Annotated in this window: 25 protein-coding genes; 10 read left to right on the plus strand and 15 right to left on the minus strand. The window is 65.6% G+C overall.

Features of this window, described 5'->3' with window-relative positions; genetic code table 11:
• Window positions 1–33: 33 nt before the first annotated feature.
• Window positions 34–1,002 carry an ABC transporter permease gene (locus P6U28_RS28765; RefSeq protein ID WP_122400785.1) on the minus strand — a complete coding sequence of 323 codons (969 nt, stop codon included), beginning with the start codon at window positions 1,000–1,002 and terminating at the stop codon, window positions 34–36.
• Window positions 995–1,654: a cell division ATP-binding protein FtsE gene (gene ftsE / locus P6U28_RS28770; protein WP_122406363.1), complete on the minus strand. Its 660-nt coding sequence runs from the start codon at window positions 1,652–1,654 to the stop codon at window positions 995–997. Before ftsE ends, P6U28_RS28765 begins: the two co-directional genes overlap by 8 nt.
• A 191-nt stretch (window positions 1,655–1,845) precedes the next feature.
• On the opposite strand from ftsE, the gene P6U28_RS28775 reads away from it, so the two are divergent.
• Both P6U28_RS28775 and P6U28_RS28780 read left to right on the plus strand, forming a co-directional pair.
• Window positions 1,846–2,724 carry an MJ0042-type zinc finger domain-containing protein gene (locus P6U28_RS28775; protein WP_162500099.1) on the plus strand — a complete coding sequence of 293 codons (879 nt, stop codon included), beginning with the start codon at window positions 1,846–1,848 and terminating at the stop codon, window positions 2,722–2,724.
• 38 nt (window positions 2,725–2,762) lie between these two features.
• Window positions 2,763–3,137: a response regulator gene (locus P6U28_RS28780; protein ID WP_100232458.1), complete on the plus strand. Its 375-nt coding sequence runs from the start codon at window positions 2,763–2,765 to the stop codon at window positions 3,135–3,137.
• A gap of 217 nt (window positions 3,138–3,354) precedes the next feature.
• Here the strand turns inward: P6U28_RS28780 and P6U28_RS28785 are convergent, their stop codons facing one another.
• Complete coding sequence (locus tag P6U28_RS28785; RefSeq protein ID WP_407120302.1) at window positions 3,355–6,072, minus strand: TIGR02302 family protein; 2,718 nt, start codon at window positions 6,070–6,072, stop codon at window positions 3,355–3,357.
• Between the two features lie 168 nt (window positions 6,073–6,240).
• Between P6U28_RS28785 and P6U28_RS28790 the strand changes: the two genes are divergently transcribed.
• Window positions 6,241–6,624 (plus strand): carboxymuconolactone decarboxylase family protein, encoded by a 384-nt coding sequence (locus P6U28_RS28790; RefSeq protein ID WP_122400782.1) that lies wholly within the window; start codon window positions 6,241–6,243, stop codon window positions 6,622–6,624.
• Window positions 6,625–6,769: 145 nt separating this feature from the next.
• Window positions 6,770–7,660: an NAD(P)-dependent oxidoreductase gene (locus P6U28_RS28795; RefSeq protein ID WP_122400781.1), complete on the plus strand. Its 891-nt coding sequence runs from the start codon at window positions 6,770–6,772 to the stop codon at window positions 7,658–7,660.
• A gap of 16 nt (window positions 7,661–7,676) precedes the next feature.
• Here the strand turns inward: P6U28_RS28795 and lysA are convergent, their stop codons facing one another.
• The 3 genes from lysA to argH form a co-directional block, all read right to left on the minus strand.
• The gene (gene lysA, locus P6U28_RS28800; protein WP_122400780.1) at window positions 7,677–8,942 is read right to left on the minus strand and encodes a diaminopimelate decarboxylase; all 1,266 of its coding nucleotides are present in this window, start codon (window positions 8,940–8,942) and stop codon (window positions 7,677–7,679) included.
• A 23-nt stretch (window positions 8,943–8,965) separates the two neighbouring features.
• Window positions 8,966–9,259, minus strand: coding sequence for an LPS translocon maturation chaperone LptM (lptM, locus tag P6U28_RS28805; RefSeq protein WP_122400779.1), 294 nt, complete (start codon window positions 9,257–9,259; stop codon window positions 8,966–8,968).
• Window positions 9,260–9,352: 93 nt separating this feature from the next.
• Window positions 9,353–10,750, minus strand: a complete 1,398-nt coding sequence (argH, locus tag P6U28_RS28810; RefSeq protein WP_122400778.1) for an argininosuccinate lyase — start codon at window positions 10,748–10,750, stop codon at window positions 9,353–9,355.
• A gap of 101 nt (window positions 10,751–10,851) precedes the next feature.
• Here argH and tlpA point away from each other — a divergent pair, with 101 nt between their 5' ends.
• A complete protein-coding gene (gene tlpA / locus P6U28_RS28815) occupies window positions 10,852–11,517 on the plus strand; it encodes a thiol:disulfide interchange protein TlpA (RefSeq protein ID WP_122400777.1) in 666 nt (221 codons plus the stop codon).
• Here the strand turns inward: tlpA and P6U28_RS28820 are convergent.
• From P6U28_RS28820 to P6U28_RS28845, 6 genes are all read right to left on the minus strand, one after another.
• The gene (locus tag P6U28_RS28820) at window positions 11,514–11,708 is read right to left on the minus strand and encodes a putative motility protein (protein WP_027562813.1); all 195 of its coding nucleotides are present in this window, start codon (window positions 11,706–11,708) and stop codon (window positions 11,514–11,516) included. The genes tlpA and P6U28_RS28820 overlap by 4 nt on opposite strands.
• A gap of 186 nt (window positions 11,709–11,894) precedes the next feature.
• The gene (locus P6U28_RS28825) at window positions 11,895–12,776 is read right to left on the minus strand and encodes a 3-hydroxybutyryl-CoA dehydrogenase (RefSeq protein ID WP_122400776.1); all 882 of its coding nucleotides are present in this window, start codon (window positions 12,774–12,776) and stop codon (window positions 11,895–11,897) included.
• A gap of 209 nt (window positions 12,777–12,985) precedes the next feature.
• Window positions 12,986–13,930, minus strand: coding sequence for an electron transfer flavoprotein subunit alpha/FixB family protein (locus tag P6U28_RS28830; RefSeq protein ID WP_027573280.1), 945 nt, complete (start codon window positions 13,928–13,930; stop codon window positions 12,986–12,988).
• Window positions 13,930–14,679: an electron transfer flavoprotein subunit beta/FixA family protein gene (locus tag P6U28_RS28835; protein ID WP_122400775.1), complete on the minus strand. Its 750-nt coding sequence runs from the start codon at window positions 14,677–14,679 to the stop codon at window positions 13,930–13,932. Before P6U28_RS28835 ends, P6U28_RS28830 begins: the two co-directional genes overlap by 1 nt.
• Before the next feature lie 125 nt (window positions 14,680–14,804).
• Window positions 14,805–15,377: a cob(I)yrinic acid a,c-diamide adenosyltransferase gene (locus P6U28_RS28840; RefSeq protein WP_122400774.1), complete on the minus strand. Its 573-nt coding sequence runs from the start codon at window positions 15,375–15,377 to the stop codon at window positions 14,805–14,807.
• 88 nt (window positions 15,378–15,465) lie between these two features.
• On the minus strand, window positions 15,466–15,660 hold the full coding sequence (locus P6U28_RS28845) for a twin transmembrane helix small protein (RefSeq protein WP_035711572.1): 195 nt from the start codon (window positions 15,658–15,660) through the stop codon (window positions 15,466–15,468).
• 314 nt (window positions 15,661–15,974) lie between these two features.
• On the opposite strand from P6U28_RS28845, the gene P6U28_RS28850 reads away from it, so the two are divergent.
• Window positions 15,975–16,868 (plus strand): YihY/virulence factor BrkB family protein, encoded by an 894-nt coding sequence (locus P6U28_RS28850; RefSeq protein ID WP_122406362.1) that lies wholly within the window; start codon window positions 15,975–15,977, stop codon window positions 16,866–16,868.
• On the opposite strand, the gene P6U28_RS28855 is transcribed toward P6U28_RS28850, so the two are convergent.
• Complete coding sequence (locus tag P6U28_RS28855) at window positions 16,795–18,060, minus strand: ATP-binding protein (protein WP_122400773.1); 1,266 nt, start codon at window positions 18,058–18,060, stop codon at window positions 16,795–16,797. The two genes, P6U28_RS28850 and P6U28_RS28855, sit on opposite strands and share 74 nt — an antisense overlap.
• Before the next feature lie 101 nt (window positions 18,061–18,161).
• A complete protein-coding gene (gluQRS, locus tag P6U28_RS28860) occupies window positions 18,162–19,031 on the minus strand; it encodes a tRNA glutamyl-Q(34) synthetase GluQRS (protein WP_122400772.1) in 870 nt (289 codons plus the stop codon).
• Between the two features lie 130 nt (window positions 19,032–19,161).
• Here gluQRS and P6U28_RS28865 point away from each other — a divergent pair, with 130 nt between their 5' ends.
• Window positions 19,162–19,815 carry a DNA-3-methyladenine glycosylase gene (locus tag P6U28_RS28865; protein ID WP_122400771.1) on the plus strand — a complete coding sequence of 218 codons (654 nt, stop codon included), beginning with the start codon at window positions 19,162–19,164 and terminating at the stop codon, window positions 19,813–19,815.
• On the opposite strand, the gene P6U28_RS28870 is transcribed toward P6U28_RS28865, so the two are convergent.
• Window positions 19,812–20,699, minus strand: a complete 888-nt coding sequence (locus P6U28_RS28870; RefSeq protein ID WP_407120303.1) for a LysR family transcriptional regulator — start codon at window positions 20,697–20,699, stop codon at window positions 19,812–19,814. The two genes, P6U28_RS28865 and P6U28_RS28870, sit on opposite strands and share 4 nt — an antisense overlap.
• Window positions 20,700–20,877: 178 nt before the next feature.
• Between P6U28_RS28870 and P6U28_RS28875 the strand changes: the two genes are divergently transcribed.
• The 3 genes from P6U28_RS28875 to P6U28_RS28885 are packed head-to-tail and all read left to right on the plus strand — an operon-like array spanning window position 20,878 to window position 24,603.
• Window positions 20,878–21,852: a nitronate monooxygenase family protein gene (locus P6U28_RS28875; protein WP_209294853.1), complete on the plus strand. Its 975-nt coding sequence runs from the start codon at window positions 20,878–20,880 to the stop codon at window positions 21,850–21,852.
• Window positions 21,853–21,888: 36 nt separating this feature from the next.
• On the plus strand, window positions 21,889–23,073 hold the full coding sequence (locus P6U28_RS28880; RefSeq protein WP_122400769.1) for an ABC transporter substrate-binding protein: 1,185 nt from the start codon (window positions 21,889–21,891) through the stop codon (window positions 23,071–23,073).
• Window positions 23,074–23,088: 15 nt separating this feature from the next.
• Window positions 23,089–24,603 carry an acyl-CoA synthetase gene (locus tag P6U28_RS28885; RefSeq protein ID WP_122400768.1) on the plus strand — a complete coding sequence of 505 codons (1,515 nt, stop codon included), beginning with the start codon at window positions 23,089–23,091 and terminating at the stop codon, window positions 24,601–24,603.
• Window positions 24,604–24,736: the final 133 nt, after the last annotated feature.

Raw genomic sequence — 24,736 nt, forward strand, 5'->3', positions numbered from 1 at the left:
TTCTCCCGCGAGGGGAGAAGGAAAGAAAAGAACTCAATCAACATCATTCAAGGTCGCGAACAGGGTCTGGCGCGAGGCCACCGCGGTGATGCCGCCGATCAGCACGGCCTGGACCGCAAGCACGATGTAGCCGGATGGCCGCAGCGAGAAGGTGCCGAGCAGCGCGGCGAACTGGTCGCCGACGGGGGTACCGGAAAACCAGCCTGCGATGGACTCTGAGAAGCCGAACACCAGCATGGCGGCGCCGCCGCCGATCACGCCACCTTCCAGACCCAGCCTGAGGAAATGACGCAGGAAGTGATTGGCGATGTAGCGGTCGCCGGCGCCAACGAAATGCAGGACCTCGACGATCGGACGGTTCGCCGCCATGGCGCCGCGGGTCGCGAACGAAACCGAGATGATCGTGGCGATGATGACGAGCGCGAGGATGCCGAGGCCGGCCAGCACGGTGGCGTTTGTCATCACGCGCATGCGCTCGATCCAGGCGCGATGATCGTCGACGCTGGCCCCCGGCGCGACCTGCGTCACGCGCGCGCGCAAGGCGCCGAGATCGAGCGGCGTGCCCGGTTGCACGCGCGCGATGATCATGCGCGGCACCGGCAGATCGTCCATCGACAGGCCGGTGCCGAGCCAGGGCTCGAGCAGCTTACCGCTCTCCTCCTTGGTGAACGACTTGACCTCGACGATGCCGGCTTGCGCGCGCATCGCCTCCGCCACGGCGGCGGTGTCGCGCTCGATATCACGGCCGGCCTGCGGACGAACCTGGATGGTGATTTCGCTTGCCACGTCCGACTGCCATTCCGCGGCGGAGGCACTCACCAGTAGCACCGTCCCCGTGGTCATCGAGGCGAGGAAGGTCATGATGGCGACGACGGCGACCAGCGCTCTGCCATGGATCGAGGCGCGCGGCACGATCGGCGACATGTTGCGCGCCTTGGCCGGAAGCTGCGGACGCTCCTGTCCGAGATCGACCAGCACGCCGCGCTCGTCTAGCCTACTCATAGACGTGCAGCCGTCCCTGGTGCAGCACCAGCCGCCGTGCCTCGTACTGATCCATCAGGCCGATGTCGTGAGTGGCGATGATGACGGCGGTGCCTGATTTGTTGAGCTCGATGAAGAGCCGCAGCAGGCGCCGGCCGAGCGTCGGATCGACGCTGCCGGTCGGCTCGTCCGCGAGCAGCAGCTGCGGCCGCGAGATCACGGCGCGCGCGATCGCCGCGCGCTGCTTCTCGCCGCCCGACAGGATCGGCGGCAGCGCGTCCATGCGATCGCCGAGGCCGACCCAGCGCAACAGGTCGATCACCTCCTTGCGGTAGCTCGACTCGCTGCGGCCCATGACGCGGAACGGCAGCGCGACGTTCTCATAGGTCGTCATGTGGTCGAGCAGCCGGAAATCCTGGAGGACAATGCCGATGCGCTTGCGCAGGTCCGCGATCTCGTCCTTGCCGAGCTGCGAGATGTCGTGGCCGAACAGATTGACGAGGCCCCGCGTCGGTCGATGCGAGAGGAACAACAGACGCAGCAGGGAGGTCTTGCCGGCACCGGAAGGTCCGGTGAGAAACTGGAAGGAATGCGCCGGGATCTGGAAATTGAGATCGCGCAGGATCTCCGGCCCCAGACCGTAACGCAATCCGACATTTTCGAACCGAACCAAGTTCAGCTCCGTTCGAGAGGGGGCGCGGGTCGCGCTGCGGCACTCCGCCATGCGCGATCATCGGGTTTTGCCGCCGTTATGGTTTCCGGTTCGTTAACGGTCGCCCTGTAGCATAAGGGCGCCCGGTTCTCCGCGGCCGCGGCATCGTCAAGACCAGTCCAAGACCTTCGTTCATACATCAAGGCTCGTCCATGCATATCGTCTGCCCCCATTGTATGACATCCTACGCCATCAAGCTCGCGAGCCTTGGGGCGAACGGACGAGCGGTCCGCTGCTCCCGCTGCAAGGAGACCTGGATCGCGCATGCCGAGGATGCCATCGAGGAGGCGTCCGTTCCCGCGATCGCCGCGGCCAGCCGGGCCGACGACCAGTCCGACCTCGCCGAGCAATGGAACTCCTATGCCAAGGACGACGGCACCATTGATGCGCCTGTCGTCGACAGTCCCTCAATCGCCAGCGACTGGCCGGACCAGGAGGCCCGCGAAACCGAGGACGAATGGTCAGCGGCGGCCCGGCAGGCCGAGGAGGAGGCCGCCGGTGCACAGCACCAGTCCTGGTTCCGCGGCCTGTTCCGCCGCCGCGGGGCGCGGGTGAGCCGCGCGGTCGCCACCACGGCTCCGCGCAAATCCTATTTTGGCCTCCCGACCGCCTGCGCCGCGATGGGCGCGCTGGTCCTGGCACTGGTGATCTGGCGCGGCGACGTGGTGCGGCTGCTGCCCCAGACGGCGGCGTTCTACAAGATGGTCGGGCTCGAGGTGAACCTGCGGGGCCTCGCCTTCAAGGACGTCAAGCTCTCCAGCGAGACCGTGGACGGTAAGCAGGTGCTGGTGATCGAGGGCGTGATCGTGGGCGAGGGCAAGAAGCCGCTCGACATCCCGCGGCTGCGCTTTGCCGTGCGCGACGCGCAAGGCGCGGAGATCTACGCCTGGAACACGGTGCTGGAACAGACCGTGCTGCGGCCCGGCGAGCGCGCCTTCTTCCGCTCGCGCCTTGCCTCGCCGCCGCCTGAGGGCCGCAATATCGACGTTCGTTTCTTCAACCGGCGCGACATCGCCGGCGGCAGCGTATAATCGACCCCACAGGGGAGATTGATCCCAAGGTTGGTCTCATGCCGAAAATCTTGATCGCCGACGACGAGGATTCGATGCGCACGCTCGTGGCGCGCGCCATCGCCATGGACGGCCATGAGACCGTCACCGCCCAGGACGGCGCCGAGGCGCTGGAGATCCTGACCCGCGAGGACGGCGCCTTCGACCTGTTGCTCACCGACATCCAGATGCCGGTCATGGATGGCATCGCGCTGGCTCTCTCGGCCGCGCGCGATTTCCCTGATCTGACCATTCTGCTGATGACCGGCTTTGCCGACCAGCGCGAGCGCGCCTCGAACCTGAATGCGCTGGTGCATGACGTCGTGACCAAGCCTTTCTCGGTCGCCGACATCCGCACGGCCGTGGCGGATGCGCTGGCAGCGAGGAAGGGTTAGCGCAGCGGCTACACACTCCCCTGTCATGCCCCGGCTTGCCGCCTTCGCTAAAGCTTCGGCGGCCGAGCACCCTTGTGGCCCCGGCGTAGCCTTGGCGAAGCCGGGACCGGGGCATCCAGTACGCCGCGGCGGATGTGCCAAGAGCGAGCTCTTCAACGCCGGTCTCTGGAATACTGGATCGCCCGGTCAGGGCCCGGCGATGACAGCGAGTGTGACGTTAAAACTCTTTCAGCAGCCGCTCGATGTAGTCGAGCTCGATCTGCGGGCGCGAGGGGTCGCCGAGACGACGGCGGAGCTCTTCGAGAATGCGGCGGACACGCTGGGTGTCGATCTCGCCGGGAATCTTGACCGTGTAATCGTCACCATATTCGCGCCCGTGCAGCGGACGGCCCAGCGGGTCGGTCTGGTTGCCACCGCTCTGCTGACGGCCGGCGCGTTGGCCGGGTCCGTCGCCCTGGCCGTCACCGTCACCCTGCTGCATCGCCTCGGCCATTTTCTGCGCACCCTTGCGCATCGCATCGAGCGCCTTGCCCTGCGAGTCCACGGCGCCGTCGGCATTGCCCTCGCCGAGCTTTGATCCCGCATCGCCCATGGCACCGTCGGCAGCATCCAGACTGCCGTCGTCATCGCCCTGGTCGCCGTCCTGATCGCCGTTCTGGCCGGGCTGGCCCTGATCCCCTTGCTGGCCCTTCTGTCCCTGTTGGCCCTTCTGCCCCTTTTCTCCCTTCTGCATGAGGCCGCGCTTGGCAAGCTCGTCCTGCAGCTTCTTCAGGCGGTCGCGCAGCCCCTGCTGGTCCTGCTGCAGCTCCGACATGGACTGATCGCCCTGCTTGCCGCGCGAGCGGTCGCGCCGGGAATCCTGGCCCTGCTTGAAGGTCCTGTCGCGCAATTGCTGCTGCTTGCGGATCATGTCGCCGAGCTCGTTCAGCGCCTGCTCCATGTCGCTCTCGCCGGACTGCCCCGGCTGCGCCATCTGGAGACCTTCCAACATCTGCTGGAGCTGGTCGAGCAACTGCTTGGCCGCATCCTTGTCGCCGGAGCGCGACAGGCGCTCCATGCGGTCGATCATGTTCTGCAGATCCTGCTGGCGCAGGACCTTGGTGTTCGGGTCGAGCGGCCGCGCCAGCTGCTGCGGGTCATTGTTGTTGCGGAACTGCTCGGCGAGCTGGCGCATGAAATCGTTCAGCGCCTGACGCAGATCCTGCGTGAGCTTCTTGATTTCTTCGTCGCTCGCGCCACGCTCCAGCGCCTGCTTCAGCGCGTCCTGAGCCGCGCGCAACGCCTTCTCGACGTCGGAGATCTTGCCGTCCTCGATCGTCACCGCAAGCGCCCACAGGCTTGCCACGACCTCGCGCAGGGCATCATCGGTGCGCGCGGCCTCGAGCTGTCGGGCCACGTTGTGCAGGCCGAGATATTGTCCGGGCTCCGGCGTGAACATTTCGGGCGCGATCATCAGCGCGTCGAGCGCGGCATACACGTCGGAATTCTTGTTCGCATCGAGCGCGAGAATGCGGCGCTGCTCGATCAGTGCACGTGCCAGCGGCTTGGTGAAGAGCCGTTCGGGCAGGCGCATGTTGAACGGTTCGCTTGCGGCCTCGTTGCCGGCCTCGTCCTTGGCCGTGAGGGTCAGCGTGACCTCGGCGCCGGCATAGGGATCCTCGCTGAGATCCTTCACCGACTGTCCGATGCCGTTGCGGGTCCGCGCATTCGGCAGCGCGAGCGGGAATTGCGGTGGCTGGAACAGAGGCCGCGGAGCCGCCCTGGTGTCACCATCGCCGGCAGCAGCCTTCGTCCCGTCCTTCGTGCCGTCCTTTGTACCGTCCTTTGTACCGTCCTTTGTACCGTCCTTTGTACCGTCCTTTGTACCGTCCTTTGTACCGTCCTTGGCATCGGTCGACCGCGGGGCAAATTTCGCCTCGGCGCCGGTGACGCCGTAATCGTCCTCAAGCTTGTAGGAGAGCTGGAGCGCGCCGCGCGCCTGGCGCTCCGGGTCCTTGGCGAGCGCGATCGTCGGCGGACGGTCCGGCGTGGCCGCAAACGCCCATTGCGGCTGGCCGGAAGGCGCGCGGACACGCGCGGTGCCGTCGCCGGAAATGGCAAAGTGCTTTTCGTTGGTCCCCTTGGGGCTGGCTTCAGTTGGGGCGACTTCCTTGAGTCCGCCGGAGACGACGACATCCAGACTGCCACCGGAAGAGCGCACGATCAGGGTCGAGCCGGCGGGAACGGAAAGCGGGCCGCCGGCGGGCAAGGCCGCAGCCTCCTTGTTGGCGGCCGACAGGATGACCGGCGGCTTACCGGTGTAGAGCGGCGGCGTGACCCAGGCGTCGACGCGAACATTGGTCGGCGCCAGCACCCCGTTCCAGTCGAAGGCAGCGCCGAGCCGCATCGCACGCTCGTCACCTGCGGCGAAGAAGGTCGCAACCAGCATCACCATGACAAGGGCACGCAGCGCCCAGGGGTCGTGAAGCGCGAGCCGCGGGTGCGGCAGACCGGCGCGGATGCGCTTGATGGAGGCGAGCGTACGCTCGCGCTGCGCCTGCCACAGCGCCTGCGCGACCGGGTCCTGCGAGGTCAACGTGTCCGTGAGCGTGGTGGCCGGGCGGTGACGGATGCCGGAGCCACGGTCGAGCCGGGCGAGCGCTTCCTCGCGGCTCGGCCAGCGGAAGCGAATCAGCGGGAACAGGGCGACGACTGCAATCGCAGCGAAGAGGGCAAGGCCGATGGCCCGGGCAACGAACGGCACGGCGAGCCAGAGACCAGCCCAGGACACCACCAGGAAGAAGCCGGCGACGGTCAGAAGGCGCGCCACATTGGGCCAGGCACGCTCCCACGCGATGGCATAAGTAGCCCGATCAAGGGCCTGCGCCAGCTTCAGCCGCGACAGCGCGTCACTGTTGCGGATCGGGCCTGACGGGCCGGGGGTGACGCCGTTCAATCAACTCTCCAGGTTGCCCGGTAGAGAAGAGCCTATCACAACGGCAGCACTGAGGCATCCGTTCCGGTACGGAGGAGCCTCCTTTTCCCGCATAACACGAGGACGTGACTGGCCCGGTGCAACCCCGTAATTTCCGCGCGCCATCCCTGTTGGAACAAAGGAAACGCCATGGACAAGAAGATGCACGACAAGGGCCTGGAAGTCCGCAAAGCGGTGCTGGGCGAGGCCTATGTCAACAACGCCCTGAAGAACGTCGACGATTTCAACCGTCCGTTCCAGGAGATGCTCAACGAATATTGCTGGGGCGCGGTGTGGGGCCGCGAGGAGCTGCCGCGCAAGACCCGAAGCATGCTCAACATTGCCATGATCGCGATCCTCAACCGCCAGCACGAGTTTCGCGCGCATCTCAAGGGTGCACTCACCAACGGCGTCAGCCGCGAAGAGATCCGCGAGATCCTGATGCAGGTCGCGATCTATGGCGGCATGCCCGCCGCGGTCGACAGTTTCCGCATCGCGCGCGAGGTGTTCGCCGAGATCGATGGGAAGGCGTGAGGCGGCGTGTGAGTGAGGGGCGCAACGTTCCTCCTCATCGTCGTCCCGGATCAGCGCGCGCTTGAGGCGCGCTTGTCCGGGACGACACGGGGGATGGAGCGCGGATTTTCACGACAGCAACGAATAACAACCACAAGGAAACACCATGGACATCGGATTCATCGGCCTCGGAAACATGGGTTTTCCGATGGCGCGGCGGCTGATCGAGGCGGGACACGGGCTCGTGGTATTCGACACGCGCAAGGAGGTCATGGACAAGCTGGTGGCGCGCGGCGCAATTGCGGCGGCGTCACCGAAGGACGTCGCCGATCAAGTCGAGACCGTCATGGCGAGCCTGCCTTCGCTGCAGGCTTCGCTCGAGGTCGCAACGGGAGCGAACGGCGTGATCGAGGGCAAGCGCGCCAAACGTTTCATCGATCTCTCCACGGTCGGCTCGGCGATGGCCGTGAAGATTCACGGCCTCCTCGCCAAACGCGACATCGTGCAGATCGACTGTCCCGTCTCCGGCGGAGTCGGCGGCGCCGAGAAGGGCACGCTGGCAGTGATGGTGTCGGGCCCGAAAGCCGAGTTCGAGCTGCTCAAGCCGGCGCTCGACGTGATCGGAAAGGTGTTCTTCATCGGCGAGAAGCCCGGCGCGGCCCAGACCATGAAGCTCGCCAACAATTTCCTGTCGGCCACCGCGATCGTGGCAACGTCGGAAGCCGTGGTGATGGGCGTCAAGGCCGGGCTCGATCCCGCCGTGATGATCGACGTCATCAATGCCGGCTCGGGCATGAACACGGCGAGCCGCGACAAGTTCCCGCGCTCGGTGCTGCCGCGCACCTTCGATTTCGGCTTCGCCACCGGACTGATGGTGAAGGACGTGCGGCTGGCGCTGGCGGAGATGAAGCAGCTTGGCCTGTCGATGGAGGTGGCGGATGCGGTCGGACGGTTATGGGAGACCGTGATCAGCGCGGAAGGCGCCGAGTCCGATTTCACCGCGGCAATCAAGCCGATCGAGGAGAAGGCGGGCGTGGTGGTCGGGCGGAAGACATAGCGCCGCGCCTAAACACTCACAGCCACGGCGCCGGCTTATCCATCGCGATGAGTTGCTCGACCTCGACGCGCGGGCGCACCACGGCGTATTGGTCGCCCTTCACCAGCACCTCCGGCACCAGCGGCCGGGTGTTGTAGGTGCCGGCCTGCACCGCGCCATAGGCGCCTGCGGTCATGATGGCGAGCAGATCGCCGGGCTTTGGCGTCGGCAGCGTGCGGTCGAGGGCGAGATAGTCGCCGGTCTCGCAGACCGGGCCGACGACGTCGGCCATGATGGTGGCGGCGCCCGAGGCGGGCTGCGTCACCGGCAGGATGTCGTGATGGGCCTCGTACAGCGTCGGGCGGATCAGATCGTTCATGGCGGCGTCGATGATGACGAAGTTCTTGCCGTCGCCGTGCTTCACATAGATCACCTTGGCGACCAGGATGCCGGCATTGCCGACGATCATGCGGCCCGGCTCGAACATCAGCGTGCAGCCGAGATTGTGGCTGACGCGCTTGACCATGGCGGCATAGGCGGCCGGCGCCGGCGGCGCCTCGCGGTCCATGTAATAGGGAATGCCGAGGCCGCCGCCGAAATCGACGTGGGAGATGTCATGGCCGTCGCTGCGCAGCGTCTGCACGAATTCGGAGAGGATGCGAAACGCGGTCTCCATGCCGGAGAGGTCGGTGATCTGGCTGCCGATATGTACGTCGGTGCCGGTCACTTCGATACCGGGCAGCTTCGCAGCGCGCGCATAGACCTCGCGGGCATGCACGATCGGGATGCCGAACTTGTTCTCGGACTTGCCGGTGGAGATTTTTGCATGCGTGCCGGCATCGACGTCGGGATTGACGCGCAAGGAGATCCGCGCGGTCTTGCCCATCTCGGTCGCAAGGCGCGACAGCAGCTCGAGCTCCGGCTCGGATTCGACGTTGAGACAGAGGATGTCGGCGGCGAGCGCAGCACGCAGCTCGGCCTCGGTCTTGCCGACGCCGGAGAACACGATCTTGCTTGCGGGAATGCCTGCGGCCAGCGCGCGCTTCAACTCGCCGCCCGAGACCACGTCGGCGCCGGCCCCTAGCTTGGCCAGCGTGCGCAGCACCGACTGGTTGGAGTTCGCCTTCATGGCGTAGCAGACCAGCACCTTCTCGCCGGCGAAGGCGTCGGTGAAGACGCGGTAGTGCCGCTCGAGCGTCGCGGTCGAATAGCAATAGAACGGCGTGCCGACGGTCGCGGCCAGCTCGGACAGGTTCACCGCCTCGGCGTGCAGCACGCCGTTGCGATATTCGAAATGGTTCATGGCGCAGGCTCGGTTGTCCCGGCTTATTTCTTGGCGGGAGGTTCGTCCAGGAGCGGGTCGAGAATAAACGGTTTCTTCTTGCCCTTCGCCGCCGCGGGCGCGGCATCCGCACCGTAGGTCGGGTTGAACACGCTCGGCGTCCGCTGAGTTTCGGCCTCGGTATCTACAGGTGCGGCACCGCTGGTCGTGGACGCGTTGGAGGCGGTCGGCGGCAGATCCAGCGGACCCTTGCGGCCGCAGCCGGCCAGCGCAAGCGCCGTCAGGCTCAAGACAATGATGGTCCACCCCGAACTGGCCGGGCGAAACTTTGACGTCACGACGAAATCCCCACTACGCGCGGCGCACCATACAGAGATTGGCGCGTTCTGGCGAGAGCCGGATGATCATGAAACATAAGCGAAATTTTGCCCTCAGCCCAATTTTCGCTCTTTTTCCAGCCGCTTCGCCCAGGCTTTGGCCTGGGACGCCACGTTCTTCGGCGCGGTGCCGCCAAAACTGGTGCGGCTCTTCACGGACGATTCGACCGAGAGCACGCCGAGCACCTCCTTGGTGATTTTTGGCTCGATGGCCTGCATCTCCTTGAGCGGCAGCTCGTGCAGCGCCACGCCGCCCTCCGCGGCTTTCGCCACGATCCGGCCAGTCACGTGATGGGCCTCGCGGAACGGCATCTTCAGGGTCCGCACCAGCCAATCGGCAAGATCAGTCGCCGTTGCGTAACCCTCGCCAGCGGCCGCCTTCATTTTGGCTTGGTCAGGGACGAGGTCGCGGACCATGCCGGTCATGGCCCGGATCGCGAGCGACAGCGCGGCAAAACCCTCCATGGCGCCCTGCTTGTCCTCCTGCATGTCCTTTTGATAGGCGAGCGGCAGGCCCTTCATGACGATCAGCAGCCCGTTGAGCGCGCCGATGACGCGGCCGGTCTTGGCGCGCACCAGCTCGGCGGCATCCGGATTGCGCTTCTGCGGCATGATCGAGGATCCCGTGGTGAACTTGTCGCTGAGCCTGACAAGGCCGACCAGCGGCGAAGTCCAGATCACGATCTCCTCGGCAAAGCGCGACATGTGCACGGCGCAGATCGAGGCCGCCGACAGCGTCTCCAGCACGAAGTCGCGATCGGAGACCGCATCGAGCGAGTTCGCCATCGGCCGGTCGAAGCCGAGCGCCTTCGCGGTGGCGTGGCGGTCGATCGGGAACGAGGTGCCGGCGAGCGCGGCCGCGCCGAGCGGGGATTCATTCAGCCGCTGGCGCGCGTCCCTGAAGCGGCCGCGGTCGCGCGCGGCCATCTCGACATAGGCGAGCAGATGGTGGCCAAAGGTGACAGGCTGCGCCGTCTGCAGATGCGTGAAGCCGGGCATCACCGTGCCGGCGTGCTCCAGCGCGCGCTGCACCAGCGCCTGCTGGAACGCGGCAAGCGCGGCATCGGTCTCGTCGATCACATCGCGGACGAACAGACGGAAGTCGGTCGCGACCTGGTCGTTGCGCGAGCGCGCGGTGTGCAAGCGACCGGCGGCGGGGCCGATCAGCTCCGACAGGCGGCTCTCGACATTCATATGGATGTCCTCGAGCGCGCGCTTGAATTCGAAGCCGCCCTTGCCGATCTCTGACAAAATCGTGTCTAGACCCTTGCCGATATTTTTCGCATCAGAAGCCGTGATGATGCCTTGGTTGGCCAGCATCGCGGCGTGGGCCTTGGACGCGGCAATGTCCTGGGCGAAGAGGTGACGATCGACGTCGATGGAGACGTTGATCTCTTCCATGATCTCGTCGGGACGTTCCGAGAACCGGCCGCCCCACATCTTGTTGCTCATGATCCCCTGCTCACGCCTTGATTTGCCGCACGTTTGCTGGCCGCAGCCAGCCGTATTAAGAGGCCCCTGATAGCCATATCTGCGACCGGATGACAAACGATATGCTCGACCAGAAGCCCTCCGCCACGCGCCGCATCCCCCTCGTCATCGCCACCGTGGCGATTGGCGGACTGGCTGGCTTCGCCGCGCTGTACGGGCTCCGCCTCAACCGCGCACCATCTGGCGATCCCGCTTGCCGAACGGCGGTGGCCACAGCGCAGAAGATTGCCCCGCTCGCCCATGGCGAGGTGGCGGCGCTGACCATGGCGAGCGCCCCGTTGAAGCTGCCCGACCTTGTCTTCGAGGACGCGGACGGCAAGCCGAAAAAACTGTCCGACTTCCGCGGCAAGACGCTGCTGGTGAACCTCTGGGCGACCTGGTGCGTGCCGTGCCGGAAGGAAATGCCGGCGCTGGACGAGCTCCAGGGCAAGCTGTCGGGCCCGAATTTCGAGGTCGTGGCGATCAACATCGACACCCGCGACCCCGAGAAGCCCAGGGCGTTCCTGAAAGAAGCCAATCTGACCCGGCTCGGCTATTTCAACGACCAGAAAGCAAAGGTTTTTCAGGATCTTAAGGCCATAGGCCGGGCGCTGGGCATGCCGACCTCGGTGCTGGTCGACCCCCAGGGGTGCGAGATCGCGACGATCGCGGGACCGGCGGAATGGGCAAGCGAGGACGCGCTCAAGCTAATCCGGGCGGCGACCGGCAAGGCCGCCGCGTCGCTTTAAGCCGTCACGTTGAGATTGCCGCCGACGCCAGGGCCGACATTGGCGAGCGATGGCTGACCGGCACCGAGCAGCGTCAGAACGGTGGATTTCTCCATATCCATGTTCTGCTTGGTCAGCGTCGCCGCAATATTCGACTGCAGCGCGCCTTGCTGAGCGGCCAGCATGGTGCTGACCATTGCCATCATATCCATGACGCGAGCCCTCGTACCGGCCGTAACCTAGGCGCGAGGCGTTAACGAGAGGTGAGTGGGAAAGGTTTGGTGTCCCGGACGAGGTGCGGCACGAAGTGACGCGCCTCAGAGCCGGGGCCCCGTGCACGTGGCTTCTGTGCGCCGTCTCGGCAGCGCTCTGCGCTGCGTCCGGGGCACAGGACTGTCTTACCGCGTCGGAATCGGCTTGGCGCCGCGATAGTCGTAGAAGCCGCGCTGGGTCTTGCGGCCGAGCCAACCGGCCTCGACGTATTTCACCAGTAGCGGGCACGGGCGGTACTTGGAATCGGCCAGCCCCTCGTGCAGCACCTGCATGATGGAGAGGCAGGTATCGAGGCCGATGAAATCGGCAAGCTCGAGCGGGCCCATCGGATGATGCGCGCCGAGCTTCATTGCCGCATCGATCGCCTCGACATTGCCGACGCCTTCATACAGCGTGTAGATCGCCTCGTTGATCATCGGCAGCAGGATGCGGTTGACGATGAAGGCCGGGAAATCCTCCGACACGGCGACCTGCTTGCCGAGCCGGGCCACGAATTCCTTGGCCGTGTCGAAGGTCGCATCATCAGTGGCGATGCCGCGGATCAGCTCGACCAGCTCCATCAGCGGCACCGGATTCATGAAGTGAATGCCGATGAAGCGCTCCGGGCGATCGGTGGCGGCGGCGAGCCGTGTGATCGAGATCGAGGACGTATCGGAGGCGACGATCGCCTCCGGCTTCAAGACGGCGCAGAGTTCGTGGAAGATCTTGCGCTTGACCTCTTCCTTCTCGACAGCGGTCTCGATCACGAGGTCGCAATCGGCGAGATCGTCCAGCTTCTCGGCCGGCGTGATGCGCGCCATCGCCTTCGCCTTGTCGTCCTCGGTGACGGCTTTCTTGGAGACCTGGCGCGCCAGATTGCCGTTGATGGTGGCCATGCCCGACTTGAGGCGGTCGGCCGAAACGTCGTTGAGCACCACGTCGAAGCCGGCGAGCGCCGCGACATGCGCGATGCCATTGCCCATCTGACCCGCGCCGATCACGCCGACCTTCTTGATCACTGCCGCCATAATGTCATCCACCGGAACGGCGCGCATGTCGCGCCCTGCCTATCCCCTGAGCCGGGAGGTCTGATTTGACCAGAAGCCTGATTTAATCAGAACCTTGGCTCGAAACCTAGATTGGATCGCTTCGAAGGCGTGCCCCACGCCAAAGAAAACGCGTCAAAAATGAAACACCGGCCGGAGTTTATACCTCCCGGCCGGTGTTTTGTACGGCTTTACTTGCCGAGCTTGGCGAGTTCGGCCGTGAGCTCCGGAACCGCCTGGTAGAGGTCGGCGACCAGGCCGTAATCGGCGACCTGGAAGATCGGCGCATCCTCGTCCTTGTTGATCGCAACGATCACCTTGGAGTCCTTCATGCCGGCCAGATGCTGGATAGCGCCGGAAATGCCGACCGCGACGTAGAGCTCGGGCGCCACGACCTTGCCGGTCTGGCCGACCTGCCAATCGTTCGGCGCATAGCCCGCATCGACCGCGGCGCGCGAGGCACCGACGCCGGCGCCCAGCTTGTCGGCGAGCGGCTCGATGTATTTGGCGAAGTTCTCGCGGCTCTGCATGGCGCGGCCGCCGGAGACGATGATCTTCGCGGAGGTCAGCTCGGGACGGTCGCTCTTGGCGACCTCCTCGCCGACAAAAGTCGACAGACCCGGATCAGCGGCCGCCGCCACGTTCTCGACCGGCGCGCTGCCACCTTCGCCAGCTGCGGCGAAGGTCGAGGTCCGCACCGTGATGACTTTCTTGGCGTCCTTCGACTTCACCGTCTGGATGGCGTTGCCGGCGTAGATCGGGCGCTCGAATGTATCGGGCGCGACCACCTTGATGATCTCCGAGACCTGCATGACGTCGAGCAGGGCGGCGACGCGGGGCATCACGTTCTTGAAGCGCGAGGTCGCCGGCGCGACGATCGCGTCATAGCCGGACGCCAGCGACACGACCAGTGCGGCCAGCGGCTCGGCGAGGTCGTGCGCGTAGAGGTCGCCATCGGCGAGCAGAACCTTCTTCACGCCGGCGAGCTTGGCAGCGGCATCCGCCGCGGCCTTGGCGTTCTTTCCGGCGACCAGCACCTCGACATCCGCACCGAGCGCGGCAGCCGCGGTCAGGGCCTTGTTGGTCGCATCCTTCAGCGACGCATTGTCGTGTTCGGCAATCAGAAGCGTCGTCATCAGAGCACCCCGGCTTCGTTCTTGAGTTTCGACACCAGCTCGGCGACGTCCTTGACCTTGACGCCTGCCTTGCGGCCGGCCGGCTCAGCCGTCTTGAGAACCTCGAGACGCGCGGCGACGTCGACGCCGTAATCGGTGACGGTCTTCTCCGCGATCGGCTTCTTCTTCGCCTTCATGATGTTGGGCAGCGAAGCGTAGCGCGGCTCGTTGAGGCGGAGATCGGTGGTGACGATCGCCGGTCCCTTCAGCTTCACAGTCTGCAGGCCGCCATCGACTTCGCGCGTGACCTTGAAATCAGAGCCTTCGACCTCGAGCTTGGAAGCGAAGGTCGCCTGCGACCAGCCGAGCAGCGCGGCCAGCATCTGGCCGGTCTGGTTGCTGTCATCGTCGATCGCCTGCTTGCCGAGGATGATGAGGCCAGGCTGCTCCTCTTCGGCAACCTTCTTCAGGATCTTGGCGACGGCGAGCGGCTCGACGGTGCCCTCGGCCTTGACCAGGATGCCGCGATCGGCGCCCATGGCGAGACCAGTGCGGATCGTCTCAGACGCTTGCGCCGGTCCAATGGAGACCACCACGACCTCGGTGGCCTTGCCGGCTTCCTTCAGGCGCAACGCTTCCTCGACCGCGATTTCATCGAACGGGTTCATGGACATCTTGACGTTGGCGAGTTCAACGCCCGACCCATCGCCCTTGACGCGGACCTTGACGTTGTAATCGACCACCCGCTTTACCGGCACTAAGACCTTCATCGATCCTCTTTCACTCAATTTAGGAGGGGGGTTATCAACTGGCGCGGAACCTAAAGGCCTGATCTGCCCCGGTCAACGCGCGAACGGCTCTAATTTTGGCCTTCTGAATTGCGGACCGCGATGGGTCAGCGGTTCTGGCCCGGAACCCAGAGCACATCGCCGGCGCCATTGCCATTAACGGCCCGGCTGGCCACGAACAGGAAGTCGGACAGGCGGTTCATATATTGGATGCCAGCCGCGCTGACCGGCTCGCCAGGCCGAGCCGCCAGTTCCACGATCACGCGTTCCGCCCTGCGGCATATCGTGCGCGCCACATGCAGATAGGCAGCGGCCGGCGTGCCGCCGGGAAGCACGAAGGAGGTCAGCGGCGCGAGCTTGTCGTTGAGCGCGTCAATGTCGCGCTCGAGCCGCTCGACCTGACCCACCACTACCCGCAGCCGCTCGGCTTTGCCCTCCCGTTCGGGCACGGCGAGATCCGCGCCGAGATCGAACAGATCATTCTGGATGCGGCCAAGCATCGCATCGAACTGGGGCATGTCCCGCGTGTGAAGCCTGACCACGCCGATGGCCGCATTGGTCTCGTCGACGGTGCCATAGGCCTCGATGCGCAGATCGTATTTCGGACGCCGCTCGCCGGTTCCGAGCGCCGTCGTGCCGTCGTCACCGGTCTTCGTGTAGATGCGGTTCAGCACCACCATGCTGGTCTCCTTGGTTTAGGGCATGACCTTGTCGGAAAACCGCTTCGCACTTTTCGCAAACGCGGCCCTTCGGGTTTCGGATCATGCCCTATCGCCCCATCGCCCAGACCGCGAGCATCGCGATGATGATCGCCACGAACTGAAGCAGCACGCGCCAGCGCATCAGCTTCTGCGAGGTGTTGGGCGAACCACCGCGCATCATGTTGACGAGTCCGAGCAGCAGCACCAGCGCCACGGCGCCCGCTGCCGCCGGCAGGATGAAAGTACTGAGGAGAGATGCCATTGGGGGTAGATAACACCGTGTGCGCCGGTCCGCCATGGCGTTCGCGATCTGGCTTTTGAGCCAATAATATCAGAAGCTGGTTCGATGATTTCCGATTTGCGCGAGCGCCCCGTTCTCTTCGCCTCTCCCCGCGTGCGGGAAGAGGCCGGAATGCGCGCGCAGCGCGGATTCCGGGTGAGGGGGATTCTCCGCGCGTCCCTCTCTCTTCGTCCCCGCGGAGAGTCCCCCTCACCCGCCGCCGAACGATGCTGCGCATCGCTCGGCTTGCGTCGGCCCCTCCTCGCGCGCGGGGAGAGGCGAAGCTGGAGCAAGCGGTGAAAGCGATCCGCTACATCTACGTCGTGGTGATGGACGCGTTCTACACGTTCCTCGCCGATGATGGTTGGGCGATCGCTAGCCACATCGCGCTGTCGACGCTGATGGCGCTATTCCCGTTCCTGATCGTGCTGACCTCGCTCGCCGGCTTCTTCGGCTCCAAGGAACTCGCCGACCAAGCCGCCGGCTTGATGCTTCAGGTCTGGCCCAAGCAGGTCGCCGATTCGATCTCCGGAGAGGTGCATGACGTGCTGACCACCACGCGCACCGGCATCCTGACCATCGGCGCGGCGCTGTCGGTCTATTTCGCCTCCAACGGCGTCGAGGCGCTCCGGGTCGCGCTCAACCGCGCCTATGCAGTGGTGGAGATGCGGCGCTGGTATTGGCTGCGGCTGGAATCGATCGCCTATACGCTGATTGCGGCCTTCACGGCCCTCGCCATGGCATTCCTGATCGTGCTCGGTCCGCTGATCATCGAGGCCGCGCGGCGCCACATTCCCCTGTTCGTCGAATCGAACGAAAGCATTCTCACCTGGCTACGCTACGGCATCACCATCAGCGCGCTGGTGGTGGCGCTGTTCATCCTGCACGCCTGGCTGCCGGCGGGACGGCGCAGCTTCCTCCAGATCGTGCCGGGCATCATCTTCACAGTGGTGGCGTCGCTGGTTTCCGGCGTCGTCTTCGGACAGTATCTGGCGCGCTTCGCCAACAACTACGTCACGATGTATGCGGGCCTCGCCTCGGTGATCATCGCGCTGGTGTTCCTGTATTTCATCGCCGCGATCTTCGTTTACGGCGGCGAACTCAACGCTGCGATCATCAAGTCGCGGCTTCCTCACGGCGTGTCGCTTCAAGCAGCGCAGTCGCTAAAGCCCGCGGAGACACAGGCTTGACTAGGAAGGCATCGGCACCGGCCTGGCGCGAGGCTGCCTCGTCCTCGCCGCGGCCGGACACGCCGATGATCGGAATCTGAGCCAGCGGCGTCGGCAGCGCGCGAATCCGCTTGATGGCCTCGATGCCGTCGATGCCCGGCAGGACCATGTCCATCAGCACCGCGTCGAACGCGCCCTGCTCCAGCCGGCCGACCGCATCCTCGCCGCGCCCGATGAACTCGGCATGATGGCCAAGCTCGGTCAGGATGGTGTTGAGCACGACGCGGCCGAATGGATTGTCCTCGACGCTGAGCACGCGAAGGGCGGCGACCGCTTCGGGCTCGCTGCCGTCCTTCGCCTTGCGAGTCTTGCCTGACCCCGCAGCATCCAGCGACACCGTCAACGTGAAGGTGGCGCCGCCGCCGCGGCGCGGTGCCACGGTGATATCGCCGCCCATCGCGCGGGCCAATTGCTTGACCGAGGAGAGCCCCAGGCCGGCACCGCCGAAGCGTGAGGCGATGGTGACATTGGCCTGGGTGAACGGACGGAACAGCCGCTTGATCTCGGCCATGGTGAGGCCGATGCCGCTGTCGGAGACCGCAAAGGCGACGCCGACCCTGCCCTTGCCCTTCGCTTGACCTTTGGCCGGACGCCACGGCTCGACTGCGAGCGCCACGCCGCCCTGGTCGGTGAATTTCACGGCATTGTCGATCAGGTTCTCGAGCGCGGCGCGCAGGCGGACGGGATCACCGACCACAAGTCCAGGGAGCTTTTCGGAGATCCCGACCTCGGCCCGGAGACCTTTGGCCGCGGCGCGGCCGGCCAGCGAATCGCCGGCGCTGCGGGCAAGCGTCCTGAGGTCGAACAGGTCCTGCCGCAGCGCGCCGCCGCCCTTTCCCGCCCCCTTGCCCGTTTTGGCGGCATCCACGAACAGCGTGGCGAGGCTCGCCAGATGCTCGGCACCGGCCTTGATCGTATCGGCCCAGCGCCGCTCCCGTTCGCCGAGATCGGAGGTCGCGAGCAGGTCGCTGATCGCCAGAATACCAGTCAGGGGGGTGCGGACCTCATGAGCAAAGGCGGCCAGCGCCGCCTGGACCACGTCCGGCCCGACCGCCTTGGTGCTGCGCTTGCGCAACCGGGCGGCCGCCCCGGGCTTCCGAGGCAGCCGCCTGGACGTCCGCGTTGTGCGCGCTGGACGCATTTTCGCCGCCATGAATCCCCTTCGAAGTACCCTCTTCGAACCCCGCACTGGCCAAGCATGGCATGGAGGAACCCCCGGAGTCACGGCGACGTTTAGCTAACCCCCAGAGAAACTTAATCTAATCCCACCAGCTGGCGGACACGGGCAGGCGCGATGCCGGCCGCACGCAAGGCGCGCAGACCGGTCGAGCGGCTCGACTTCGACAACTTCCGGCCTGCCTCGTCGCGAATCAACCGGTGATGGCGATAGGTGGGTTCGGGCAGGCCGAGCAGGACCTGTAACAAACGGTGCACCGATGTGGCATGAAACAGGTCCTGGCCCCGCACGATCTCACTGACGCCCTGGAGTGCGTCGTCGACGATCACCGACAGATGATAGCTGGTCGGCGTCTCCTTGCGGGCCAGGATCACGTCGCCCCACACCTCGGGCCGCGCCGGGACGCTGCCGCGCTCGCCATCGGGCCCCTCGCCGAGCTCGTTCCAACTCAGGCCGGCGGCGCCGCGGCAGGCGGCCGCCATGTCGAGACGCAGCGCGTAAGGCGCGCCCGAGGCGATCAGCTGCGAGCGCTCGTCAGCCGACAGTGATTTGGCGTCGCCCGGATAAAGCGGTGCGCCGTCCGGATCGCGCGGCCATGGCCCATCGGCCTCGCGCGCGGCCACAAGCTTTGCGATCTCGGCCCGGCTTTCGAAGGCGGGATAGACGAGACCGAGCGCAGAGAGCTTTTCCAGGGCGGCGCGATAATCGGCGGGATGTTCGGACTGCCGGCGCACCGGCCTCTCCCAGGCAATTCCGAGCCAGGCGAGATCCTCGTAGATCGCCGTCTCGTATTCCGGCCGGCAGCGCGTCGCGTCGATGTCCTCGATCCGCAACAGCAGCCGCCCGCCGGTCTCTCGCGCGCGATCGAAATTGAGCAGCGCAGAATAGGCGTGGCCGAGATGCAGGAAGCCGTTCGGGCTCGGGGCAAATCGGAAAACGGGTGGCATGAGTTCTCGGTGTATCCGTCATTGCCGGGCTTGACCCGGCACTCCATCCTCCATGACTCTGTTACGATAGGAGATGGATGGCCGGGTCAAGCCCGGCCATGACGAGTCCCATAACAATGATCCCATAAGAATGACCATTCACCTCGAAACCCAGTCCGATCTCGAAGACGCCGTTCACGCGCTGATCAAGCGCGATCCGCGCCTTAAACCCGTGCTCGAGATCGCGGGCATGCCGGCGCTGCGGCGGCGCGAGCCGGGTTTTACGGGGCTGGCGCACATCGTCTGCGGGCAGCAGCTCTCGACCGCGAGTGCCGCGGCGATCTGGGGACGGCTGTCGGCGGCGTTCGATCCGTTCGACCATGACGCCGTGCGCCGCGCGCGCACCGACCGGCTGGGACGGCTCGGCCTCTCCGCCGCCAAGATCAAGACCCTCAAGCATCTCGCCCGCGAGATCACCGCGCAGCGGTTGAACCTGGACGTGCTTGCAGAAGAAGATGCCGATGCCGCGCATCACACGCTGATCGCGCTGCCCGGCATCGGGCCGTGGACCGCGGACGTCTACCTGCTGTTCTGCCTCGGCCACGGCGATGCCTGGCCGGCCGGCGACCTCGCGGTGCAGGAGGGCATCAAGATCGGGCTCGGCCTCAAGGCGCGGCCGACGGAGAAGCAAATGGCGCCGCTCGCCGAACCCTGGCGTCCACTGCGCGGCGCGGCGGCGCATCTGTGGTGGAGCTATTACCGCGCGGTGAAGAAACGCGAGGGCGTGCTCGCGGGGGCGGGCTAGCCCCGCAGCCGCGCGCGGTCGGCCCGGGCGCATTCGGCGACGAAATCGACCACGGCGCGCACCGCCGGGAGCTCGACGAGGTCGGGATGGGCCAGCAGCCACAGATCCGCGACGCTGGCGAGCTTCTGCGGGGCGACGCGCACGAGATCGGAATAGGCTTCGGCGACGAAGCACGACAGTGCCGAGATTCCGATCCCGGCGCGGACCGCCGCCAGCATGTCCCCCTGGGAGGAGCAGCGCATCACCACCCTCGCCTGCCGCGTGACGACGTCGCTCCAGCGCGCGAGCTGCGCATTGGACGCCTGGTCGGCGAAACCGATGACGCTGTGCCCTTTCCACTCGCCGCGCCGTTCAGGCAGTGACCGCCCGGCGGCATAATCGCGGGAGGCATAGAATCCCGTGCCGAGACGGCCGATCTTGCGGCCAACCAGGTTTTCCTCGCCGCTGTCGACGGGCCGCAATACCACGTCCGCCTCACGCCGGCGCACGCTTGCCGGAAACGGATGGGTGATGATCTCGAGCTGGATATGATCGTGCGCACGCAGGAAGGCAGGCAAGCGCGGCATCAGCCAATGAGAGGCCAGCGTCGCGCCGATCGACAGCTTGACGATACCGCGCGCCTTGTGTCCTTTCGCCGCGACCGCGGTCTCGGCCCGTATCGCCGCCGCAGCCATTGCCTCGGCGTGCTCGCGCAACGTCCTTCCATCCGCGGTCAGCGCCAGGCCGTCGGCGGCGCGCGCCACCAATCGGGTGCCGAGCTGGGCTTCCAGCGCCGCGATGTTGCGGCTGACGGTGGGATGGCTGGTGTGCAGCCGGCGGGCGGCGGCGGTGAAGCTGCCGGTATCGGCGACCGCAACGAAGGTCTTGCAAAGGTCCCAGTCCATCGGCAGCCTTGTTCATATCTAAATGATGGTCCGTTCATTATTGAACGGCCGGGCCGCGCCGTCCAACCTTATAATGGACTCAAATCCGCAACACGGGCGCCAATCCGCCCGCGCGACAATCAACATGGAAACGCCTCGTCATCCGCCCGCCGGCGGTGCCGCGTTTCAGGAGGACATGATGGCGCTGCCCACTCTCTTGAAGGATTCGCTCGAGCTGCCCGTCGTCGGCTCGCCCCTCTTCATCGTCTCCGGGCCGGAGCTGGTGATCGCCCAGTGCAAGGCGGGCGTGGTCGGGTCCTTTCCCGCGCTCAATGCCCGTCCGGCCGAGAAGCTCGACGAATGGCTGAGCCGCATCGAGGACGAGCTCGGCGAATACAGATCGCGCAATCCCGGCAAGAAGGTCGCGCCCTACGCCGTCAACCAGATCTGTCATACCTCCAACGACCGGCTGATGAAGGACATGGAGACCTGCGTCAAGCATAAGGCGCCCATCATCATCACCTCGCTACGGCCGCCGGCGGAGATCGTCGAGGCCGCGCACTCCTATGGCGGGCTGGTGTTCCACGACGTCATCAACGTCAAGCATGCGCGCAAAGCCGCCGAGCAGGGCGTCGACGGCCTGATCCTGGTCTGCGCCGGTGCCGGCGGACATGCCGGCACGCTGTCGCCCTTCGCGCTGGTCCGCGAGGTCAAGCAATGGTTCGACGGCGCGATCCTGCTGTCGGGCGCGATCAGCGACGGCTTTGGCATCGCCTCCGCGCTGACGCTGGGCGCCGACCTCGCCTATATGGGCACGCGCTTCATCGCCACGAGGGAAGCCAATGCCGACGAAGCCTACAAGTCGGCGCTGACGCAGCATGCCGCGCACGACATCGTCTACACCAACCTGTTCACCGGCGTGCACGGCAACTATCTCGGCCCTTCGATCGCCGCCGCCGGCCTCGACCCGGGCAATCTCCCGGTCGCCGACAAATCGAAGATGAACTTTGGCTCCGGCGGCAACATGAAATCGAAAGCGTGGCGCGACATCTGGGGATCGGGCCAGGGCATCGGACAGATCACCGATGTCCCTCCCGTCGCGGAGCTCGTCGACCGCATGAAGAGTGAATTCGATCAGGCCGGTCAGGATTTCCTGATGCGCGTGAGCGCCTGACGTCTCGGACCGGGCAAGAAAAAAAGGGAGGACATCATGAAGCTGGCAGCCGCATTGATCGGCCTGTCCCTGCTGGCGCTCGCCAGCGGCGGCGCCCATGCCGAAGGCAGCGGCGAGATCCGCATCGGACAAACCCTGCCCTATAGCGGCCCGGCCTCCGGCTTCGGCGCGATCGGGCGGACGCAGGAGGCCTTCTTCGAGAAGGTCAATGCCGAGGGCGGCATCAACGGCCGCAAGGTCAAGTTCATCACGCTGGACGATGCCTACTCGCCGCCAAAAACAGTCGAGCAGACCCGCAAGCTGGTGGAACAGGACGAAGTGCTGATGATGTTCGGCTCGCTCGGCACCGCCACCAACAGCGCCGTGCAGCGCTATCTCAACGGCAAGAAAGTCCCGCAGCTGTTCGTGCTCTCGGGCGCGACGAAATGGGCCGATCCGCAGAAATATCCGTGGACCATGCCCGGCATGGCCGCCTACGAGTCCGAGGGCGTGGTCTATGGCAAGCACGTGCTGCGGACCAAGCCCGACGCCAAGATCGCCATCCTGTCCCAGAACGATGATTTCGGCCGCGACTATGTCGCGGGCTTCAAACGCGCGCTCGGCGCCAAGGCCGCCAGCATGATCGTTGCGGAGCAGACCTATGAGACCAGCGCGCCGACGATCAGCTCGCAGCTCTCGACCCTGAAGGCGTCGGGCGCCGACGTGCTGTTCGGCGTCGTGCTCGGCAAGTTCACCTCGCAGATGATCAAGGGCGTGGCCGAGATTGGCTGGAAGCCCGAGCTGTTCTTCGTGCCGACCTCGGCCTCGTCGATCTCGTTCCTGGAGCCCGCCGGGCTCGACAACGCCGTCGGCCTGATCTCGTCGAGCAACCAGAAGGACACGATGGACCCGCAATGGGCCAACGATCCCGGTGTGAAGGAATATTTCGCCTTCATGAAGCACTACATGCCGAACGCGGATCTCTCCAATTCCAACTACGCAGCCGGCTACCACTATGCGACACTGCTGATGACCGTGCTGAAGGCGTGCAAGGATGATTTCAGCCGCGACAACATCATGCGCCAGGCGGCCTCGCTGAAGGAGGTGAAGCTGCCGCTGCTGCTGCCGGGCATGGCAGTTTCGACCGGCTCCGACGACTATCTGCCGTTCCAGCAGCTTCAGCTCCGGCGCTTCAACGGCAAGAGCTGGGTGGGGTTCGGTGACGTGCTGGACGATCGCTAGACTCGAGGACACACAATGATCATCAGCGGTGAGCGCCAGATCGGCTACGACGAGATCCAGGCGCGCATCAGACGCGCGGCAAGCGGGCTGCGCACCCTCGGCCTTGCCGAAGGCGCGCCAGTCGCCATGATGCTGCGCAACGATTTCGCCCTGTTCGAGGTGGTCGCGGCCTCGGCCGCGCTCGGCAGCCCCGTGGTGCCGATCAACTGGCACCTGAAAGCCGGGGAGGTCCGCTATATCCTGACGGATAGCGCTGCGAAGATCCTGGTCTGCCACGCCGACCTGCTGCCGCAAATTCGTGGCGGCATTCCGGAAGATGTCCGCCTGCTCGTCGTCGCGACGCCGCCCGAGCTGGCGACGACCTTCGCCATTCCCCATGAGCTGACCGAGGTCCCGGCCGGACTGACCGATTGGGACCGCTGGCGCAACAGTCATCCGGAAATGCAGGAGCCGCCGCGCCGTGCCGCGGCGATGATCTACACGTCGGGGACCACGGGCATGCCGAAGGGCGTGCGGCGCATGCCGATGCAGCCGGAACAGGCGGCCGCCTCCGAGCGCGTCGGCGCGATCGCCTACGGCATCAAGCCGCGCGAGGACCAGGTCGTGCTGATCAACGGGCCAATGTATCACTCCGCGCCGCATTCCTACGGCATGATGGCCTTCCGCAACGGCTGCACCATCGTGCTGCAGGCGCGGTTCGACGCCGAGGAGTTGCTGGCGCTGATCGAGCGCCACCGGGTGACGCATATCCACATGGTGCCGACCATGTTCGTCCGCCTGTTGCGCCTGTCCGAGGCCGTCAGGCAGCACTACGACCTGTCGTCGCTGCGCTTCGTCGTGCATGGCGCCGCGCCCTGCCCGCCCGAGGTCAAGCGCGCCATGATCGATTGGTGGGGACCGGTCATCAACGAATATTTCGGCTCGACCGAGACCGGCATCCCGGTGTGGCACTCGGCCGAGGAGGCGCTGAGGAAGCCCGGCACGGTGGGCCGCGCCATCGAAGGCGGCATCGTCAAGATTTTTCGCGATGACGGCAGCCTTTGCGACGTCAATGAGGTCGGCGAGATCTACATGCGCCAAACGGCGGTGCCGGACTTCGACTATCACGGCAAGGCGCAGGCCCGCGCCGAAGCCGGACGCGACGGCCTGGTCAGCGTCGGCGACGTCGGCTATCTCGACGAAGACGGCTATCTGTTCCTGTGCGACCGCAAGCGCGACATGGTGATCTCGGGCGGCGTCAACATCTATCCCGCCGAGATCGAGAACGTGCTGATCGCAATGCAAGGGGTGCGCGACTGCGCCGTGTTCGGCATTCCCGACGCCGAATTTGGCGAGCGGCTGTGCGCCTGCATCGAGCCGGAGCCCGGTGCGCAGCTCACGGCCGCGGGCGTGCAGGCTTTTCTGCGCGAGCGATTGGCCAATTTCAAGGTGCCGAAGGAGGTCCAATTCCTGGACGCGCTGCCCCGTGAGGCGACCGGAAAGATCTTCAAGCGCAAGCTGCGTGATCCTTATTGGGCAAACCGGAGTTGAGGGCACGCGAACGAACAGCGTTGAGGTTGCAAACGGGGCGGCCATAGTTGCCAGGCGCTGTGACTATGAGCACAGCTTGAGCAACATCGTCATTGCGAGCGCAGCGAAGCAAATCCAGGTTGTCTTCGCGGAG

The organism is Bradyrhizobium sp. STM 3561, assembly GCF_045571455.1.
In the GTDB taxonomy this organism is placed as follows: Bacteria; Pseudomonadota; Alphaproteobacteria; order Rhizobiales; family Xanthobacteraceae; genus Bradyrhizobium; species Bradyrhizobium vignae.